Below are 16,112 nucleotides of genomic sequence, written 5' to 3' on the forward strand. Positions count from 1 at the left end.
AGAATGGTGCCGACGGGCCGCCACAATGGCACGCGCACAGCAACAGGCGTAGCCCTCTGTGAAAAGCGCTCGATAAGAGCCCCTTTCCCATCGTTTAACCAGCCATTGCCTGCTCCGTGCGCCCTCGACAATGCCGATCAAGAGGAACACACCCATGGACATGCAATACCAGCTCAAAGCAGGCAGCTACTACCTGTACGACATGCGTGAAACGCCCAGCGCCGTGACGGGTGAGCGCAGGTTCAAGCTCAAGACGGACACCGTCGCCATTGCCTTTGATGCCCACACGGGCCAGGTGCACCAGCACGGCAGCCCCACACGCATCCAGTCCTGGGCCAACAACACCCGCCGCCGCCTGCGTGCAGCCGGTGCGCAGCAAGAGGCCAACGACATCGTCGTGGTGTCCGGCCCCCTGCCGGTGGACGAACTCAACAAGTGCCTGTGGGTCAACGGCTACGTGCGCCGCATGTTCTCGCGCCTGGCCACCCTGCCCCACGGCAAACTGCAGCGCCCTACCGAGCCGTTTCGCAAGGCCGCCTGAGCGGGCCATCAACTACCCCCACAGCCGTAGCGCGGGGCACAAAAAAGGCCGCATCGCGGCCTTTTTGCTGGGCGATCACAAAGACCACCGGGCGGGTCAACCTCAGTCTTCTGCGTCCGGCAGCTCCACCACCTGTGCGTGCTTGACGATGGTGACCGGCACGGCACTGGCCCGCGCCACCTCTTGCGACACCGAGCCCAGCAGCGCGCTGCTCAAGGCCCCATGCCCCTTGGCGCCAATGACCACCATATCGGCCCCATTTTGCTCGGCCATGTCCACCAGCGTGTGGGCCACATCCCCCACACCAATGTCGGTTTCGTAGGCCACGCCCGCCGCATCCAGCAGCGCGCGCGCTGAGGCCAACAGGTGTTCACCCGCCTCCACACTCGCTGCCGCGATCAGGTCCGGGTCACGGCTGGTGACCAGCTCGTACAACGTGGCGGGCTCTTGCACATGGGCCAGCACCACGCTGGCTTGCAGCCCTTGCTTGAGCAATTGCAGGGTGTGTTGCACCCCGTCCAGCGACAACTCCGAACCGTCCACCGCCACCAGAATCTTGAGCATGCTGTTCTCCTTGTGCGTTGCTGAAAAGAACTTGTTCTAGGACAGTGTAGTCATGCCGCACAAGCCCTTTCAGACCCAACGCAAACGGGCTGCAAATTCCGGTGTCTGGAGGTTTCGGCCGAGGCTCTGGGACAATTGCACCCATGCTTCAGTTCGACCTCCTCAAAACAGACCCCTCCAGCCACGCCCGCCGTGGCACCCTCACGCTCAACCACGGCGTGGTGCAAACCCCCATCTTCATGCCCGTGGGCACCTATGGCACCGTCAAGGGTGTGATGCCGCAAAGCCTGCACGACATGGGCGCGCAGATCATCCTGGGCAACACCTTTCACCTGTGGATGCGCCCTGGCCTCGATGTGATGCAGAGCTTTGGCGGCCTGCACGGCTTTGAAAAATGGGACAAGCCCATCCTCACCGACTCGGGCGGCTTTCAGGTCTGGAGCCTGGGCGCCATGCGCAAGATCACCGAAGAAGGCGTGACCTTTGCCAGCCCCGTCAACGGCGACAAGCTCTTCATGTCGCCCGAGGTGAGCATGCAGATCCAGACCACGCTCAACTCCGACATCGTGATGCAGCTCGACGAGTGCACACCGTACGAGACCAAGGGCCACCTCACCACCGAAGCCGAGGCGCGCAAGAGCATGGAAATGAGCCTGCGCTGGGCCAAGCGCTCGCGCGACGAATTCCAGCGGCTGGAGAACCCCAACGCGCTGTTTGGCATCGTGCAAGGCGGCATGTTCAAGAACCTGCGCCAGGAGTCGCTGGAAGCGCTGGTCGAGATGGACTTCCCTGGCTACGCCGTGGGCGGCGTGAGCGTGGGCGAGCCCAAGGACGAGATGCTGGACATCATGGCCCACACGCCGCACCGCCTGCCCGCGCACAAGCCGCGCTACCTGATGGGCGTGGGCACGCCCGAGGATTTGGTGGAAGGCGTGGCCCAGGGCGTGGACATGTTCGACTGCGTCATGCCCACGCGCAATGCGCGCAACGGCACCTTGTTCACCCGCTACGGCGACCTGAAGATCCGCAACGCACGCCACAAGGCCGACCACCAGCCGCTCGACACCAGCTGCACCTGCCACGCCTGCGCAGGCAAAGACGGCGTGGCCTGGGACGCGGGCGGGCGCGGCGGCTTCTCGCGTGCGTATCTGCACCACCTGGACCGCTGCGGCGAAATGCTGGGCCCCATGCTCACCACCGTGCACAACCTGCACTACTACCTGAACCTGATGCGCGAAGTGCGCGAGGCGCTGGACGCGGGCACCTTCAGCCAGTTCCGCGCCCAGTTCAAGGCGGACCGGGCTCGCGGCGTTTGACCCCCTCTTGGCGCTGCCTTTGCGGCAGCGCAATCGACCAGAGCCGGTAGGGCCGATCTCATCAGATCGCCCACCGGCTTTGTGCTTTCAGCGGCCTGCGTCGGCCAGATCAATCTGGCTGGTTTCGCGGCTGGTCCACAGCGCAGCCAGCGTGAACAAGCCATTGGCCGCCAGGTACAAGCCCACGCCGCCCAGGCCATAGGCTTTGTTCAGGTCAATCGCAATCAAGGTGGGCAACGAGGCCCCCACGATGGACGACAGGTTGTAGGCCATGGACGCGCCCGAGTAACGCACCTCGGTGGGGAACAGCTCGGGCAACAACGCAGCCATGGGGCCAAAGGTGCAGCCCATCAGCGCCATGCCGATCACGATGAACAGCAGCACCGAGCCTGGCGTGCCATGGGTGAGCAAGGCGGGCATCAGGGCACCAAACGCCATGATGCCCACGGTGACGACCATCATCCAGCGGCGGCGGCCCCAGCGGTCGGCCTGGTGCCCGGCCACCATGCAGAAAATGCCAAACACGATGGCCCCAATCAACAGGATGCCGGTGAACGTGTTGGCCGGGATACCCAGCCCTGTGGGGTGGCCTGCGGCCGAGACGCCCGCCGGGCTCTTGGAATACACCTGCACAAACGCCGTCATCAGGTAGAACAGCACATAGGTGGTCGTCATGATCAGTGCGCCCTGCAGCACCTTGCCGCCATGCTGCGTGAACACCGCACTGACAGGCGCGGCCAGCTTGCGCCCGCTCTTCTCCACATCCTGGAAGACCAGGCTTTCATGCAGCGTCAGGCGCACATACAAGCCCACCGCCACCAGCACGATGGACAGCACGAACGGAATGCGCCAGCCCCAGGCGATCATGGCGTCAGGGCCAATGAGAGCCGTGATGATGAAGAACACGCCATTGGCCGCAAACAACCCAATGGGAGCCCCCAGCTGCGGAAAGCTGCCAAACCAGCCCCGCTTGCCCGCGGGCGCATTCTCGGTGGCCACCAGCGCGGCACCGCCCCACTCGCCTCCTAAGCCAATGCCCTGGCCGATGCGGAACACACACAGTAGCAGCGGCGCGGCCAGGCCGATCTGCTCGTAGCTGGGCAGCAGACCAATCGCCACCGTGGACAGCCCCATGGTCAACAGCGAAGCCACCAGCGTCTGCTTGCGGCCAATGCGGTCGCCAAAATGCCCAAACAGCGCCGAACCAATGGGCCGCGCCAAAAACGCCAGCGCCAGGGTGGACAACGACAGCAGCGTGGCCACCGCCGGGTCGCCCTTGGGGAAAAACTGCGAGTTGAACACCAGCACCGCCGCAGCGGCGTAGATGTAGTAGTCGTAGAACTCGATGGCCGTGCCGATCAACGAGGCAACGGCCACCTTTTGGGGTGAGTTGCGGGGGGGGGTGTGCGGCGCATCAGCTGCGCTGGCGGGGGAAGCAGACATCAAAACCTTTCGCAGCAGAAGGCGGGCAACCGCCCGGACTCCCGCCTAGGGAAAACCCTCGATTTTAAAAACCAGCGCCCACGCACCTAGGAAGAGGCCCACCCTCCAGCATCTCCATACAAGATGTCACACTTCGCATCGAACGATGGCAAAACACAGTCTGCCGACAGGCCATCCTGGGCGTGCAAGCCCGCGGCGCCCACAGGCTGCGCACAATGGGCGCAACGGGGCATCCTCCCCAAACACGCAGACACAAGGAAATTCCCACCATGCAGGTCTTGATCACAGGCGGCACCGGGTTCATCGGCCAGGCCCTGGTGCAACGGTTGATTGCAGCGGGCCACGCCGTCACCGTCTGCAGCCGCAACCCCACGCAGGCCGCCCGCCAGCTGGGCGCAGGCGTGCGGTGCGTGTCCACGCTCAATGCCATTGCTGCCACAGACCGCATTGACGCCATCGTCAACCTGGCCGGGGCCCGCGTGGTGGGCCCACCCTGGACGGCCGCACGGCGCCAGGTGCTGCTGAACAGCCGTATCGGCACCACCCAAGCCCTGCTTCAGTGGCTGCAGCAGACAGGGCAACGCCCATCGGTGTGGGTGCAGGCCTCGGCCATCGGTTTTTACGGCGTGCGCCCACCCGAGGAGATCCTCACCGAGACCAGCACGCCTGGCCAGGGCTTCATGTCAGAGCTGTGCGTGCGCTGGGAGCAAGCCGCCGCGCAGGCCACCGCCCAGGGCATCCGGCAAGTGGTGCTGCGCCTGGGCGTGGTGCTGGGGCCTGGCGGCGCGCTGCCGCCGCTGCTGCTACCCATCCGGCTGGGGCTGGGCGGGCGCATGGGCTCAGGCCAGCAGGTGATGAGTTGGATCCACCGCGACGATGTCCTGACGCTCATCACCACCGCCCTGCAAAGCCCGCAGAACAGCCCACCGATGCAGGGCATCTACAACGCCACCGCCCCCGAGCCCGTGCCCCAGGCCACCTTCGCCGCCACCGCAGGCCAATTGCTGCACCGCCCCGTGTGGCTGCCCGTGCCCGCAGCTCCGCTGCGCTGGGCGATGGGCGAAATGGCACAACTGTTTGTGGATGGGCAAAACGTGCTGCCAGCCCGGCTGCAGCGTGAGGGGTTCACTTTTGCCCACCCCACCCTTCGGCAAGCCTTGCGCAGCCTGGTCTAGGCACCCACCGCAGCGCGGCGCTTCACCAAGAGGATTGACGAGCCATCCGACATCCCCTCCTATACTCCCGCACCAGTGAAGGCGGTTGCGCCGGGAGTGCCCAACACCCAGCCGCAGACCTGCACGCCATGCCTGCATGGTGACAACAACGACTGGAGACCTGACTCATGCAATTCTTGAATGCTGCGGTGTGCGTGCTCGCCGCTTTTTCCGCATCCTTCGCCCTGCCCGCGTTGGCGCAAGAGACCTGGCCAACCAAACCGTTGCGACTGATCATCCCCTTCCCGGCAGGGGGCAGCAGCGACCAATTGGGGCGGTTGATGGCCAAGGAACTGGGGCAAAAGCTGGGGCAGCCGGTGCAGGTCGAAAACACCGACAGCAAAGGCACCAAGGCAGCGGCCGGGGCTGCGCCCGATGGCTACACACTCGTGCTTTCCGGCGTGGGCACCAACGCCATCAGCCACGCGCTGAACCCCAACCTCGACTACGACTCGCTCAAGGACTTCGTGCACATCTCGCAGCTGTCCGAAGGCCCCAACGTGCTGGCTGTGGCCACCGCATCGCCGCTGAAGTCGCTGCAAGACCTGGTCGAAACGGGCAAGGCCAACCCGGGCAAACTGACCTATGCGCAGGTGCATGCCTCTTCGGGGCATTTGTCGATGGAGCTGCTCAAGCAAACCGTGAGCACCTGCGTGAGCGGCTCTACCGGCACCCGCAACTGCACAACGCTGGGGCTGACGGGCGTGCCCTACACAGGCGCCAAACCTGCCCTGGAGGCACTGGCAGACAACAAGGTCAGCATGTTGATCACCAACCTGGACGCCGTGGCGCCCCTGGTGCGCAGCGGCAAACTGCGCGCCCTGGCGGTGACCAGCCTGTTCCGCAACCCCCAACTGCCCGATGTGCCCAGCATTTCCGAAGCAGGCTACCCCGGCTTCAAGGCCGTGTCCTGGGTCGGCATCTCGGCCCCCAAGGGCACGCCACCCGCCGTCGTGGCCCGGCTTGAAAAGGAAATGGAAAACGCCTTCAAGGCCACCGAGGCCCGCAAGCAACTCGAAGCGCAAGGGCTTGTCGTGGTCGTGTCCCGGTCTGTCGATTACACCGACTTCATCCGCAAGGAAATCGAACGCTGGCGCCGGGTGGTGAAGGTCGCCGGCATTCAATCGCCCGCCTGACGCGGCGGCGCCTCTGAAGAACCTGTGCTGAAGATAGGCCAGCGCCACGGCGGGAGAAAACACCTGCTTGAGAAGCGCCGGCCTGGCTTCATCTGGTGGCATACGGCGGCTGCCACCCCGGTACTACCCACCGACACAAGCGCCGGCTCAATCACCGGTGCAGCCGGTGCAGCCGGTGCAGCCGGTGCAAACGCTACATTTTTTATAGCTGCCAGCGCATGATTTATATGCGCCAGAGGTCTATTTGATGCCTAAACCCCACTGGCTTTTGATCCCTGTGCGCTGGCTGGCCCACCTGGGCACCTGGCTGCTGGCCGTGCTGGTGGCCTTTGAGGAATGGGGTTGGGAGCCACTGCAGCGCGTGCTCGCGCGCATCGGGCGCTGGCCCGGGTTTCGGTGGATTGAGGGGTTTGTGCGCACGCTGCCGCCCTGGGCGGCGCTGGCACTGTTTGTACTGCCTTCGCTGCTGCTGTTGCCCATCAAGCTGCTGGCCCTGTGGGCCATGGGGCATGGTCACGTGGGGCTGGGCATGCTCATCATCCTGGCAGCCAAAGTGCTGGGCACCGCCGTGCTGGCCCGGCTGTTTACGCTCACGCGCCCGGCCCTCATGCAGCTGCACTGGTTTGCCTGGCTGTACACGGGCTGGGTGGGGTTCAAAGACCCGCTGCTGGCCCGAGCACGCGCCTCTTGGCCCTGGCGGGCGGGCCGCGCCATCAAGCGGCGGCTGGGCACGCGACTGCGGTTGCGCTGGCGGCTCTGGTGGCGTGACCACACTCCGCCCGGCCCGGGGGCGTAGCGCAGCCCATAGCTCCCAACTCTCAGCTCACGCCACCACGTAGTCCGGGTGCCGGGCGCAAATCTCGTCGAGCTGGCTCAGCGTGCCTGAGAGGTGGGCGCGCAGCTGATCCTGCGCCCGGGGCGCGTTGCCTTCGGCAATGGCGTCGACGATGGCACGGTGGTCTTGCACCACCGCGGCGGTTTTGCCCTCGGTGGGCAGGTGCAGGCGGCGCAGCCGGTCCACATGGCCGGACATGCGGCGCACCAAGTCCCACAGGCCGACCACCCCAGCAGCCTCGTACATCAGGCGGTGAAAGTCTTGGTCGGCAGCCACAAACTCGCTGTAGTGCTCAGGCCCCATCACCAGAACCATGCGCTCCACCTGAGCGCGCAGGCGCTCCAGCGTGGCGGGGTCGGGCTGCAGCGCCAGGGTGCGCACCACCTCCAGCTCGATGGAGCGGCGCAGGTAGTGCGCCTGCTTGGCCGCGCTGATGTCGATGCGGCTGACCACGGTGGCGTGTTGCGGAAAGATATCGACCAGCCCTTCCTCGCCCAGCTTGAGCAGCGCATCGCGGATGGGGGTCTGGCTGATGCCGAATTGCTCGGCCAGTTCGGCGCGGGCCAGCACGGTGCCGGGCACTAGGTCGAGCGCCACGATGGCCTCGCGCAGTTTTTCAAACACCTGGGGCGCGGCATGGCGCGAGCGGTCCAGGCGGACTTTTTCGATCACTTTTTCAATCACGGGCATGGGCGGGATTGTCGCATTGACGCACTAATATATTAGTGCTTTAATGTTTTGCATGACTCGCCGCACCTACGACTCCCTGCGCAGCGCCCGCTGGTTTGCACCAGACGATCTGCGCTCTTTTGGCCACCGCTCCCGCATCATGCAAATGGGCTACGCGCCCGAGGACTGGGTGGGCAAGCCCATCATTGCCATCGTCAACACCTGGTCCGACATCAACCCCTGCCACGGCCACTTCAAGCAGCGCGTCGAAGACGTGAAGCGCGGCGTGCTGCAGGCCGGGGGCTTCCCCATCGAGCTGCCCGCCATCTCGCTGGCAGAGGCCTTCGTCAAGCCCACCACCATGCTCTACCGCAACATGCTGGCCATGGAGACCGAAGAGCTGCTGCGCAGCCACCCGGTGGACGGCGCGGTGCTGATGGGCGGCTGCGACAAGACCGGCCCCGGCCTGCTGATGGGTGCGATGAGTGCAGGCCTGCCCTGCATCTTTGTGCCCGCAGGCCCCATGCTGCGCGGCAACTACAACGGGCAGATCCTGGGCTCGGGCTCGGACGCCTGGAAGCTGTGGGACGAGCGCCGCGCAGGCAACCTGAGCAAGACCGAATGGCTGGGCGTGGAGGCCGGCATTGCCCGCAGCCACGGCACCTGCATGACCATGGGCACTGCCGCCACCATGACGGCGATTGCCGAGGCGATTGGCATGACGCTGCCGGGCGCATCGTCCATCCCCGCGCCCGATGCCAACCATGTGCGCATGAGCGCCGAAAGCGGCCGCCGCATTGTTGAGATGGTGTGGCAGGACGACACCCCGGCCAAGCTGCTCAGCCGCGAGTCGTTCTTGAACGGCATCAACGTGGCCATGGCGGTGGGCTGCTCCACCAACGCCATCGTGCATCTGGTGGCCATGTCGCGCCGCGCCGGTGCGCACTGCGCCGTGACGCTGGATGACTTTGACGCCGCCAGCCGCCGTGTGCCCGTGCTGGCCAATGTGCGCCCCAGTGGCGACACGTATTTGATGGAAGACTTCTACTACGCAGGCGGCCTGCTGGGCCTGATGTCGCGCATGCGCGAGCACCTGCATTTGGGCGCAGCCACCGTCACCGGCAAGCCGCTGGGCGAGAACATCGAAGGTGCCAAGGTGTTCAACGACGACGTGATCCGCACCACCGAAACCGCCATCTACGCCGAAGGCGCACTGGCCGTGCTGCGCGGCAACATCGCCCCCAACGGCGCGGTCATCAAGCCCAGCGCCTGCGCCCCGCACCTGCAGCAGCACACCGGCCCGGCGCTGGTGTTTGACGACTACCCCAGCATGAAGGCCGCGGTGGAAGACCCCGACCTGGACGTGACGGCCGAGCACATCATGGTGCTGCGCAACGCGGGCCCCCAAGGCGGCCCCGGCATGCCCGAGTGGGGCATGCTGCCCATCCCCACCAAGCTGGTCAAACAAGGTGTGCGCGACATGCTGCGCCTGTCGGACGCGCGCATGAGCGGCACCAGCTACGGCGCCTGCATCCTGCACGCCTCGCCCGAGGCCTACATCGGCGGCCCGCTGGCGCTGGTCAAAACGGGTGACCTCATCACCGTGGACGTGCCTGCGCGCCGCATTCACCTGGAAGTGAGCGACGCCGAGCTGGAGCGCCGCCGCGCCGCCTGGGTACCACCGCCACCGCGCTTTGAACGCGGCTACGGCTGGATGTTCAGCCGCCACATCCTGCAAGCCGACCAGGGCTGCGACTTTGACTTTTTGGAAACCGGCTTTGGCGCGCCTGTGCCCGAGCCCGACATCTTCTGATGCCTGTATGCACCCCAACACCCCAAACCGTTTACCCGGAGACCCACACCGTTTGCGCTAAGGCCCCAACCCGTTCACGCTGAGCTTGTCGAAGCGCCGCGCAAGGCTTCGACAAGCTCAGCCCGAACGGTTTGGGTTCTGGTTCGGACTCTGATGAATTGAACGCGAATCCGCCCCCTCCCTCTCAGCCCTCACCTTTTTTGCACTGAGCTCCACCCCCATGGCACTGAACCCCACCACCCGCGCCCAGCTGATGAAAGTCAGCACCGCCACGCTGTGCACCGCCCTCTTCAAGCGCGGCCTGCGCAACCAGTTTTTGCAAGACGTGCACCCGCTGCGCGCCGGCCGCGCCAACATGGTGGGCGAAGCCTTCACGCTGCGCTACATCCCGGCCCGCGAAGACCTCAACCCCATCAGCGTGTTCCAGAACCCCGACCACCCCCAACGCAAGGCGGTGGAAGACTGCCCGCCCGGTGCCGTGCTGGTCATCGACAGCCGCAAGGACGCACGCGCCGCATCGGCAGGCTCCATCCTCGCCTCGCGCCTCATGCAGCGCGGCGTGGCCGGGCTGGTGACGGACGGCGGCTTTCGCGACACGCCCGACATTGCGGCGCTCGATATGCCTGCCTACCACCACCGCCCCTCGGCCCCCACCAACCTCACGCTGCACCAGGCCATCGACATCAACGTGCCCATTGGCTGCGGCGACGTGGCCGTGTTCCCCGGCGATGTGGTGGTGGGCGACAGCGAAGGCGTCATCGTCATCCCCGCCCACCTGGCCGATGAGATTGCCGCCGAGGCCACCGAGATGACGGCGTTTGAAGACTTCGTGACCGAGAAGGTGATGGAGGGCCGCACCATCATTGGCCTGTACCCGCCCACCAACCCGCAGGCGCTGACCGACTTTGCCGCCTGGCGGCAGGCGCACGGGCGCTGACACGTGCCACTACGGATCCGGCCGCTTTGAACTTGAAATGTCCGTTCGGGTTGAGCCTGTCGAAACCTTGCGCGGCGCTTCGACAGGCTCAGCGTGAACAGTTCAAGTAGGTTCACACCGGATCCACAAGTGCGAAGAACGGTTCACAAAACTCAGCGCAGCGGTTCTGGCTAGGCGCTGCGTCGCAGGCAATACGAGTAGTACGACAAGACGCAACGACGCCAGAAGAGTTTTTTGAGCCGCTCCCCCCGAACCAAGGGCCCGCAGAGGCCCTGGCCTTTTCATCCTTTGCAGGAGACATGTATGCAACCCGTTCCATTAACCCTTCACCACCCACTGCGCCGCGCCGCGCTGGCTCTGTGCGCTGCAGCGCTGCTGCCCGCCCTGGGCACACTGACGTCCACCCCGGCCCAAGCCCAGACGGGCGACTGGCCCAACGCCAAGCCCATCACCTACGTGGTGCCCTTCACCGCCGGTGGCTCCACCGACATCATTGGCCGCACCATCGCCAACAAGCTGCAAGAGTCGCTGAAACAGGCCGTGGTGGTCGAGAACAAGCCCGGCCAGGCCGGCGGCATTGGTGCATCGTTTGCAGCCAAGGCTGCGCCCGATGGCTACACCCTGTTTGGCGGCACCATCAGCACGCACGCCATCAACGCCAGCCTGTACAAAAACCTGTCGTATCACCCCGTGAAAGACTTTGAGCCCGTGGCCCTGGTCGCCACGCTGCCCAATGTGCTCATCATCAACCCCTCGCTGGGCGTGAACACCGTGGCCGAGCTGATTGCGCTGCTCAAGAAAGACCCGAGCAAGCGCATGTTCGCGTCCTCGGGTGCAGGCACCTCTACCCACCTGGCGGGCGAAATGTTTGGCGACCTGATTGGAGTGAAGCTCACGCACATCCCCTACAAAGGCACGCCCCCCGCACTCACCGACGTGGCGGCAGGCCAGGTGACATTCATGTTCGACCAGATGACCGCCGCGCTGCCCCTGGCCAAGGCGGGCCGCGTCAAGCTGCTGGCCGTCACAACCGGCAAGCGCATCACCCTCGCGCCCGAACTGCCCACCATGATCGAGTCCGGCGTGCCGGGCTTTGAGATGTCGTCGTGGCAGGCCATCTACGCCCCCAAGGGCACCCCTAAGGCCATTGTGCAAAAGCTCAACGCCGAGATCGTCAAGGCCCTGAAGCTGCCCGACGTGCAGGCCAAGCTGCACGACCAGCTGGGCATGAACATTGTGGGCAGCACGCCCGAAGAGCTGGCCGCGCACATGGACAAAGAGATTCCGCGCTGGGCGGATTTGGTGAAGAAGTCGGGCGCAACGCCGGACTGACTTTAACCATCGCGGAGCGGAAGGGAGGGCGTTGAACACATCCCTCTGCGATTGCCAAGCCAGCTCCTTCAGCACCTGCACAGCTACGATTTCAATAGCAGCCTGCGCTTTCCTGACATGCGCAGCATGCCAATTTGATCCAAAATCGCACACCCGAGAACGCCGCGCTTGCCTTTGCAGCCCCGCGCCTTTGTAATCTCGCTTCACCTTTTTGCATTCACCCTGGCCCCTTTGATGAACTCTCCAGAGGACGACTCCCGCTTTGTGGCCGGTGATGGCCCCGTCAACCGCCGCACCGCGCTGCTGCATGAGCGCCAAACCCGCGCCACCGAGGAGCCCCCGGAGCACTCGCCTTTGGCCGAGCGGCTGCAGAGGGTGCATGCACGCAGCCAGCTGGGCACGCCGCTGGCTGAGTCCCTTGCGGCCCCAGCGCCTGCACAGGCTGCGCCGTCTGCCTTGCACATTGCCACCAGCGTGGTGACGGCGGGAGGGGGCGTGGTCGCCTTGCTGGGGGTGATTCAGGCCGCCATGCTGCCCTTGGCTGCGGGCGCTGGCATTGCCGTGCTGGGTGCGCTGGGCTGGTGGCGCACGCGCCCTGCCCAACCCGCCCGCAGTGCCACACCTGCGGCGGCTTTGTTTGACACGGAAGCCCTGCAAGCCTTTGACCGTGCCCTGGAGGCCGCCGCGCCCGAGCTGGGCGAGCAGGCCACGCAGCGCCTGCTAGAGACCAAGGAAGCCTTCCAACGCATGGGCCACGAGCGCCCCACGCACGACGAGCACTTCACGGTGGAAGACCGCCTGTTTCTGCGCGAGTGCCTACGCCGCTACCTGCCCGACACGCTGCAAGCCTACCTGCGCGTGCCCGCTGCGCAGCGCCGCCAGGTGCTGCACGAAGGCCAGCCCTCGGCCCACGATGCGCTGCTGCAGCAACTGGCCTTGCTGCACGGTGAAATTCTGGCCCGCGAAAAGAAAATCGGCCGCAGTGCGGCCGAGGAGCTTGCAAGGCAGCAGCGGTTTCTCGAATCCAAGAAATCGCGCTGATCACCCCTGACCCATTCGCACTGATCCTGTCGAAGGTTTGCGCAGGCAGCATGCCCTGGCTTCGACAAGCTCAGCCCGAACGGGCGGAGTTGGGGCCGGGGCCGGGGTGGGGTGGGGTGGGGTGGGGTGGGGTGAGCGTGCGGACGAACGGGTCAGCCATGGGATAGAACGCCTTGGCTTGAATACCCACCACCCCGTTCACCCTGAGCCTGTCGAAGGGCTGCGCAGACTGTGCCCCGGCTTCGACAGGCTCAGCCCGAACGGGCAGGGTTGGGGATGAGCTGGCGCAAGGCCAGCCTTAGGATCAGGACGCGTCGCTGCCTTCGCGGGCACGGGCGGCGCGGCGCTCCAGCAACTCAGCCTCTTGCGCATCGCGCACGGTCTTGGACAGCGTGAAGGTGGAGCTGACCAGGAACAGCCAGCTCACCAGCATGTAGTACTTCTGCCATTCGTCGATCTTCATGCGCCACAGGCCCCAGCCGGTCAGCAAGATGGCCGCTGCAAAGGCCACCCACACGGTGATGACCCACTGCGATGTGTCCACCGCCCCGTCGCGGTTGTCGCGCTGGGTTTTGGCCACGGCAAAGGTGCTGAACAGGCAAAAGAACAGGCCGATGGCCAGGAAGGCGCGGTCCAGCTCCTGGCCGGGCAGGTTGATCACACCGATGGCGGCGCACAGCACCGACAAGGCAAAAGAGATGCGCACTTGCAGGCGCCAGGCGGTGGTGTCGCGTTGAACCATGTAGCGGGTTGCCATTTCAGTTTTCCTTCGTCAGGTTAAAAATAAGGGATACGGGAGAGGTACGGGACATCAGCAAAGTCAGAGCTTGACCGGGCCACTGAGCTGCGCCGAAGTGGCTTTCTTGGCCTGCTCCATGCGCACCTTGTCGATGTACTGCTCAGCGCGCTGGATTTCGGACGCGATCATCGCGTTGTTCTGCCCCATCACCACGATGGCCTTGGAGCGGAAGTCGTCCATCGCGTCCATGGCCTTGAAGGTCTGGTCGAACATTTCCTTGAGCTTGTCGATGCCCACCATAGGGTTCTGCGCAAACTGCGTGGTCTTGTCCACATGGGTGTTGAGCTGGCGGCCAGTTTCAGCAATCAGGTTCTCGATGGTGCTGTTCACGCCCGTGAGCATCTCCATCACCTTGATCTGGTTGCCCGTGGCGCGGGCCACGGTCTGGGCCACGGCCAGCGCGCTCATGCCGGTGGTGGCCACGCGTGAGCAGCCGTTCATCATCTCGCGCCCGGTTTTTTTGAGCACGTCCAGCGCCAGGTAGCCGTTGGTGCACACGGCCTGCTGGGTCAGCATGTCTTGCAGGTTCTGGCGGGCATAAAACAGCACCTCTTGCTCCAGCGCCTTGGCGCGCTGGGGCTCGGTGGCCTTCAGCGATTCGACCTTGGCCATGAGCCGCTCGTCCAGCACCTGCGCAAAGCGCATGGCCCCGGTGAGCTTTTGCATGGCGTCCCACAGCTTGGTGCGGGTGGCTTCGATCTCGACCACATCGCGCTGCATGTCGTCGCGCGCGGCGTAGAGCTGCTCCATGCTTTTTTGCAACTGGCCGCCCGCGCTTTCAAAGCGGCGAAAGTAGTTTTGCAGCCGGTTGCCAAAGGGGATAAAGCCCAGCAGCTTTTGCGGCTGGAACAGGTCGCCCTCTTTGCCGGGGTTGAGCGTGTCGAGCTGGCGGCGCATATCCTGGATGGCGCGAAAGGCGGTGCCGTCTTCCACGCCCACAAAGTTGCGCTCCATGAAGCGCCCCTGCATCAGGCTGGCGGCCACCGAGATTTCTTCGCGCCCCAGGGCAAAGGCGCTGTCGAGCTTGGCGCGAAAGCCTTCGCTTTGCACGTCTTCGGCCATGAGGCTGTCAACAAAGCGGCTCACCTGGTCTTCCACAGCGCGTGCCACTTCGGGGGCCAGGGGCACGGCCGTGCTGGCCACTTCGTTGCTGACGGGCTGCACCACCTCGGGGGGGGTCAGCTGAAAGGTGCCTGCGGCGCTGGCGCTCTGTACAGGCTGTGCTGTCTGCACGGGGGTCGGGTTGGACATGCGCTTCTCTCCTCGGTTGCTCGGTGATTCTAGGGACGAACAGGGGCTGCAGGGCGGCCCATCGCGGCCCCTTGGGGTATCTCCGCAACACCCTCTGCGGCGCTATCAGCCGCGCTTTCCGCAGCGCTGGGCGTGCCGCACGAAAAGCAGTACCGCGAGAACGCGTTCTTGCGGGTGCTGCAGTGGCCGCAGCGGTCAAACAGGCACAGGCCGCAGTGGGGGCAGTAGTCGATGGCCTCGTTCTTGAGGTCCACCGCCCGCTCGCAGCCGGGGCACACGCTCTTGCCCAGGCGGGCCATCACCACGTCGTAGCCCAGTTCTTCGCGGCGCTGGGCATCGGGCAGGGATTCGGCCAGCTTTTGGCGCTCCAGGTAACGGTTCAGCGCCAGGATGGCGTAGCGCCCCACCAGCACCGTGATGCCAATGCCCACCACATAGCGCACGTAGCCGCCGTAGCTGGGCAGGTAAGGCACCAGCTCCACAAAGAAGGCAAACAGCGCAAAGAAGATGAAGCCCCACACAAACGGCCAGTAAGTGCCCTTGCGCTTTTTGACGAACAGCCAGCCCGCCGCCACCAACAGTGGCAATGTCAGGGCCAGGCGGTACAAAAACACGCGCAGCTCTACTTTGCGGCTTTCGGCTTGCATGCGCGCATAGCCCTGGCTCTCCAGATCGCTGAGTTGCCGCTGCGTGGCCGCCGCTGTCTGGCGCGCATCGAGTGCAGCCTGCTGCTGGGCTTCTACTGCGCGCAGGGCCTGGCGCTCGGCCTGCTTGAGTTCATCCAGCGTGCGCGTGCGACGGATCACCTCGGGGTCTTGGTCCGCACGCTCGGTCACGCGGCGGGTGGCCAGCCAGTTGCTAAAGGTCTCCCGCTCGGCCTGGTTGTCGCTCTGCGCCTTGCGGTGTTGCAACTGGGCCTGCTCCAGCACGGTCTGGGCGTCTTGCTCGGCCTCGCGCTGGGTGCGGATCTTGTCGCGCAGCGCCTGGGCCTGGGCTTTGTCCAGAAAGTCGTCCACCTGCAGCGGCCGCTCCACCTTGGGCAAATCGCCCACCACGGTGCCCCCCAGCCCGATCAGAAAGCTGGCAAACACCACGGCCACCAGCCACAGCCCGCGCCGAAACCACTTCTCTGACAACCGCAAAGACTTGCTCATGGCACCCTCACTCTTTTTGCTATTTATTTAATAGCTTTCAGCGCTTTATTCATAAGAGCTGGCAGCC

General features: G+C 65.0%; 15 protein-coding genes. 9 read left to right on the top strand and 6 right to left on the bottom strand.

What is annotated here, in order from left to right:
* Window positions 1-154 precede the first annotated feature (154 nt).
* Window positions 155-541, top strand: a complete 387-nt coding sequence (locus C8C98_RS05185; protein ID WP_121453407.1) for a hypothetical protein — start codon at window positions 155-157, stop codon at window positions 539-541.
* A gap of 102 nt (window positions 542-643) precedes the next feature.
* Here the strand turns inward: C8C98_RS05185 and C8C98_RS05190 are convergent, their stop codons facing one another.
* Window positions 644-1,105 (bottom strand): universal stress protein, encoded by a 462-nt coding sequence (locus C8C98_RS05190; RefSeq protein ID WP_121453408.1) that lies wholly within the window; start codon window positions 1,103-1,105, stop codon window positions 644-646.
* A 143-nt stretch (window positions 1,106-1,248) separates the two neighbouring features.
* On the opposite strand from C8C98_RS05190, the gene tgt reads away from it, so the two are divergent.
* Window positions 1,249-2,421 carry a tRNA guanosine(34) transglycosylase Tgt gene (gene tgt / locus C8C98_RS05195; RefSeq protein WP_121453409.1) on the top strand — a complete coding sequence of 391 codons (1,173 nt, stop codon included), beginning with the start codon at window positions 1,249-1,251 and terminating at the stop codon, window positions 2,419-2,421.
* An 87-nt stretch (window positions 2,422-2,508) separates the two neighbouring features.
* Here the strand turns inward: tgt and C8C98_RS05200 are convergent, their stop codons facing one another.
* Window positions 2,509-3,864 carry an MFS transporter gene (locus tag C8C98_RS05200; RefSeq protein WP_121453410.1) on the bottom strand — a complete coding sequence of 452 codons (1,356 nt, stop codon included), beginning with the start codon at window positions 3,862-3,864 and terminating at the stop codon, window positions 2,509-2,511.
* A gap of 269 nt (window positions 3,865-4,133) precedes the next feature.
* Between C8C98_RS05200 and C8C98_RS05205 the strand changes: the two genes are divergently transcribed.
* The 3 genes from C8C98_RS05205 (at window position 4,134) to C8C98_RS05215 (ending at window position 7,010) form a co-directional block, all read left to right on the top strand.
* Window positions 4,134-5,039 (top strand): TIGR01777 family oxidoreductase, encoded by a 906-nt coding sequence (locus C8C98_RS05205; protein WP_158600137.1) that lies wholly within the window; start codon window positions 4,134-4,136, stop codon window positions 5,037-5,039.
* 167 nt (window positions 5,040-5,206) lie between these two features.
* Window positions 5,207-6,214 (top strand): tripartite tricarboxylate transporter substrate binding protein, encoded by a 1,008-nt coding sequence (locus tag C8C98_RS05210; RefSeq protein ID WP_121453412.1) that lies wholly within the window; start codon window positions 5,207-5,209, stop codon window positions 6,212-6,214.
* Between the two features lie 247 nt (window positions 6,215-6,461).
* Complete coding sequence (locus C8C98_RS05215; protein ID WP_121453413.1) at window positions 6,462-7,010, top strand: hypothetical protein; 549 nt, start codon at window positions 6,462-6,464, stop codon at window positions 7,008-7,010.
* A 27-nt stretch (window positions 7,011-7,037) separates the two neighbouring features.
* Here C8C98_RS05215 and C8C98_RS05220 read toward each other — a convergent pair whose 3' ends face one another.
* Window positions 7,038-7,739: a GntR family transcriptional regulator gene (locus C8C98_RS05220; RefSeq protein ID WP_121453414.1), complete on the bottom strand. Its 702-nt coding sequence runs from the start codon at window positions 7,737-7,739 to the stop codon at window positions 7,038-7,040.
* A gap of 52 nt (window positions 7,740-7,791) precedes the next feature.
* On the opposite strand from C8C98_RS05220, the gene araD reads away from it, so the two are divergent.
* The 4 genes from araD to C8C98_RS05240 all read left to right on the top strand — a co-directional run bounded on the left by araD (window position 7,792) and on the right by C8C98_RS05240 (window position 12,841).
* Window positions 7,792-9,531: an L-arabinonate dehydratase gene (gene araD, locus C8C98_RS05225; RefSeq protein WP_121456044.1), complete on the top strand. Its 1,740-nt coding sequence runs from the start codon at window positions 7,792-7,794 to the stop codon at window positions 9,529-9,531.
* Between the two features lie 220 nt (window positions 9,532-9,751).
* Window positions 9,752-10,468, top strand: a complete 717-nt coding sequence (locus tag C8C98_RS05230) for a ribonuclease activity regulator RraA (protein WP_199726552.1) — start codon at window positions 9,752-9,754, stop codon at window positions 10,466-10,468.
* Between the two features lie 303 nt (window positions 10,469-10,771).
* Window positions 10,772-11,800, top strand: a complete 1,029-nt coding sequence (locus C8C98_RS05235; protein ID WP_121453415.1) for a tripartite tricarboxylate transporter substrate binding protein — start codon at window positions 10,772-10,774, stop codon at window positions 11,798-11,800.
* Between the two features lie 234 nt (window positions 11,801-12,034).
* Complete coding sequence (locus C8C98_RS05240; RefSeq protein WP_147436328.1) at window positions 12,035-12,841, top strand: hypothetical protein; 807 nt, start codon at window positions 12,035-12,037, stop codon at window positions 12,839-12,841.
* Window positions 12,842-13,145: 304 nt separating this feature from the next.
* On the opposite strand, the gene C8C98_RS05245 is transcribed toward C8C98_RS05240, so the two are convergent.
* From C8C98_RS05245 to C8C98_RS05255, 3 genes are all read right to left on the bottom strand, one after another.
* A complete protein-coding gene (locus C8C98_RS05245; RefSeq protein WP_121453417.1) occupies window positions 13,146-13,598 on the bottom strand; it encodes a YiaA/YiaB family inner membrane protein in 453 nt (150 codons plus the stop codon).
* Between the two features lie 63 nt (window positions 13,599-13,661).
* The gene (locus C8C98_RS05250; RefSeq protein WP_121453418.1) at window positions 13,662-14,891 is read right to left on the bottom strand and encodes a toxic anion resistance protein; all 1,230 of its coding nucleotides are present in this window, start codon (window positions 14,889-14,891) and stop codon (window positions 13,662-13,664) included.
* 29 nt (window positions 14,892-14,920) lie between these two features.
* The gene (locus tag C8C98_RS05255; protein WP_233574459.1) at window positions 14,921-16,045 is read right to left on the bottom strand and encodes a serine endopeptidase; all 1,125 of its coding nucleotides are present in this window, start codon (window positions 16,043-16,045) and stop codon (window positions 14,921-14,923) included.
* Window positions 16,046-16,112: the final 67 nt, after the last annotated feature.

Origin of the sequence: Acidovorax sp. 106 (assembly GCF_003663825.1) — a bacterium.
Classification (GTDB): domain Bacteria; phylum Pseudomonadota; class Gammaproteobacteria; order Burkholderiales; family Burkholderiaceae_C; genus Acidovorax.

Coding starts and splice junctions, on each gene's coding strand:
- C8C98_RS05185 (WP_121453407.1), top strand. CDS start 155: ATGGACATGCAATACCAGCTCAAAGCAGGCAGCTACTACCTGTACGAC.
- C8C98_RS05190 (WP_121453408.1), bottom strand. CDS start 1,105: ATGCTCAAGATTCTGGTGGCGGTGGACGGTTCGGAGTTGTCGCTGGAC.
- tgt (WP_121453409.1), top strand. CDS start 1,249: ATGCTTCAGTTCGACCTCCTCAAAACAGACCCCTCCAGCCACGCCCGC.
- C8C98_RS05200 (WP_121453410.1), bottom strand. CDS start 3,864: ATGTCTGCTTCCCCCGCCAGCGCAGCTGATGCGCCGCACACCCCCCCC.
- C8C98_RS05205 (WP_158600137.1), top strand. CDS start 4,134: ATGCAGGTCTTGATCACAGGCGGCACCGGGTTCATCGGCCAGGCCCTG.
- C8C98_RS05210 (WP_121453412.1), top strand. CDS start 5,207: ATGCAATTCTTGAATGCTGCGGTGTGCGTGCTCGCCGCTTTTTCCGCA.
- C8C98_RS05215 (WP_121453413.1), top strand. CDS start 6,462: ATGCCTAAACCCCACTGGCTTTTGATCCCTGTGCGCTGGCTGGCCCAC.
- C8C98_RS05220 (WP_121453414.1), bottom strand. CDS start 7,739: ATGCCCGTGATTGAAAAAGTGATCGAAAAAGTCCGCCTGGACCGCTCG.
- araD (WP_121456044.1), top strand. CDS start 7,792: ATGACTCGCCGCACCTACGACTCCCTGCGCAGCGCCCGCTGGTTTGCA.
- C8C98_RS05230 (WP_199726552.1), top strand. CDS start 9,752: ATGGCACTGAACCCCACCACCCGCGCCCAGCTGATGAAAGTCAGCACC.
- C8C98_RS05235 (WP_121453415.1), top strand. CDS start 10,772: ATGCAACCCGTTCCATTAACCCTTCACCACCCACTGCGCCGCGCCGCG.
- C8C98_RS05240 (WP_147436328.1), top strand. CDS start 12,035: ATGAACTCTCCAGAGGACGACTCCCGCTTTGTGGCCGGTGATGGCCCC.
- C8C98_RS05245 (WP_121453417.1), bottom strand. CDS start 13,598: ATGGCAACCCGCTACATGGTTCAACGCGACACCACCGCCTGGCGCCTG.
- C8C98_RS05250 (WP_121453418.1), bottom strand. CDS start 14,891: ATGTCCAACCCGACCCCCGTGCAGACAGCACAGCCTGTACAGAGCGCC.
- C8C98_RS05255 (WP_233574459.1), bottom strand. CDS start 16,045: ATGAGCAAGTCTTTGCGGTTGTCAGAGAAGTGGTTTCGGCGCGGGCTG.